The organism is Endozoicomonas sp. ALE010, from assembly GCF_049310165.1.
Classification (GTDB): domain Bacteria; phylum Pseudomonadota; class Gammaproteobacteria; order Pseudomonadales; family Endozoicomonadaceae; genus Endozoicomonas.
Genome location: NZ_JBLYNV010000173.1, coordinates 1 through 2023 on the forward strand (window position 1 = coordinate 1; position 2023 = coordinate 2023).

Genomic DNA, 2023 nt, shown 5'->3' on the forward strand with positions numbered 1-2023 from the left:
TGGGTCTACGCCCTGCATCCGGCGTTGGGATCGTTCGCTCCATCGGTACATCATTTGCCTCCTTTGCGGATGGATTCAATAAACGCTTTCGGGTCTTTTTTGAATTGTTCTGCCAGTTGAATCAGGCCTTCCAATAGCTCCCGACCAATGAAACAGCAAACGCCGATAATGGCGTTTTTAATAGATGGGTGAATATCAACGTTCATCAGGAGTTCACCCACAAGCAGAGCGACAAATGCCGTGGCACAGATGGCGCGGAACACCATCATATAATCCAGGTGACGAACGCTCATGATCAATCGCACAGCCACAGCTGCAAAACCGATCAGCAGGGTTAAACCCCGGGAACTAAATTCATTTTGATATTCATCCATGACGGACCTGTAGTGGTTGGTGACATCCTGCACCCATTGTAAAAAAAACAAAGCCCGCAAAAAGCGGGCTCTGGTCACTGGCTATCACGAATCACCATCACAGGGTTTATTTCGTTGGCTCCTACTTAAAATGTTGCCTCAATGACATCCAGCTGCGAGTAGAGTTTGTCGAACTCGGCTTTGAATGCCTCTTCTGTGGTTTCTGGTGGCAGCTTCTTGATCAGCTCTTTGCCCGGCAGGCGAACTGCTCTTACCTGTTTGATGGCATTCCTGGAAAGCTCATTCATGGTCAGGATCTGCTGCACCGCTGTTTGTGCATCCACACCATAGGAGTTCATATGAATCTGAACGGTTCCAGGGACTTCGCCTTCATAGCCAGCGGACTTGAAGATCAGCGCTTCATCCCGGGTCAGCTCGTATTCTGTGGTGGTGTTATCGCCACCAGAAATAAAACGGGCGCGGACGGTGCTGGCGAAACTGTCGAGCTGGTCACAGTAGGATTTGCAAAGATCTTTTTGGCGGGCTTCGATATCGGTTTGCCATTGACCTGAATTTTCTATCCATTTGTCCCAGCGGGTAGCGGGTTCAACTTTGGTTAGATGTTCGGGCAGGTTACCCAGCTCTGTCCAATTGCTTTTCTCTTTGGTTTCTTTATTAAATACAGATCCGCGAAAGTCTGGCTCTACTGACCAAGTGTCTGCAATGTGATCCAGCTTTGCCTTCTCATTTACTTCGGTAGGTGGCGGCTTTTTCAAAGATGCATAGGCAGGTACCAGAGGATTATCAGGATTGCGTGGATTTGGTGATGCTGTTGGTTGGCCTTCGCCGGGCAAAGGTGGAAGATACTCACCAGTTATAGGGCAGCTGTTATAAATTGGTGGTAAGTTTGTGGTGTTCATTAGTATTTAACTCCTGCCCTGATTGAAAAGTTTCTTGGTCTCGCCATACCCCCGTGGTGTATAGCCTCTGGAACAGACAAATCAGTACCTCTATTACTATCGTATCGAATATCACCAGAATTAATGTCGGTAGTGTCTAAGAAACGATCCCAGCCAAATCCGGCGTAGTTACTTCGGTATGCAAATACAAGGTTATCTGCAAACGCATCATCGCCTGGTATATAACTCCCTTTCTGCCAGCTACCCAGCAATCGGCTTGGATCTACTCCACGCCCATTATCCCAAATCCTGAAGAACTCACCACGCAGATCTGTCAGGATCATATCATCACCGTCTCTGGTGATGAGTGTTGACCCGCTGTTTGCCAGCTCGTGGTAATCATTCCACCCGTTAGCTACCCTGGCACCAGTGAGGTCTAACACTCCATCCCGATCTTCACCTGATGTCCATAACACCAAATCGCCGGGCTGATAAGCTGCTGAGTTATTTTTAATCAGCCTGTTAATTGCAATTAGTAACTGATTGCTCAAACTTTTATCAAGCTTCTCAGCCCCAATCACACTAACCAGCTCCTCCTGAATACTGTTCAACCATTCCGGTGTAATCACCGTGGCAGGAATACCCGCCTGGGGGTTCCCGCTGGTAAAGCGGTTGTCACTGGTGGCCCCATCGCCATCAATCCGATGCATAATCGTTCTCCGTCGTTGTTATCCGTATTGAAACAGCACCTGTTTATGCGCCTGGTTCAGT

3 protein-coding genes are annotated in these 2023 nt (G+C 48.3%); all 3 read right to left on the bottom strand.

Features of this window, described 5'->3' with window-relative positions; translation table 11 throughout:
* Positions 1–50: 50 nt before the first annotated feature.
* Positions 51–374 carry a hypothetical protein gene (locus tag ACO6UY_RS24565; protein WP_422491673.1) on the bottom strand — a complete coding sequence of 108 codons (324 nt, stop codon included), beginning with the start codon at positions 372–374 and terminating at the stop codon, positions 51–53.
* Between the two features lie 125 nt (positions 375–499).
* Positions 500–1273: a hypothetical protein gene (locus tag ACO6UY_RS24570; protein ID WP_422491674.1), complete on the bottom strand. Its 774-nt coding sequence runs from the start codon at positions 1271–1273 to the stop codon at positions 500–502.
* Complete coding sequence (locus ACO6UY_RS24575; protein ID WP_422491676.1) at positions 1273–1962, bottom strand: hypothetical protein; 690 nt, start codon at positions 1960–1962, stop codon at positions 1273–1275. Before ACO6UY_RS24575 ends, ACO6UY_RS24570 begins: the two co-directional genes overlap by 1 nt.
* Positions 1963–2023 lie beyond the last annotated feature (61 nt).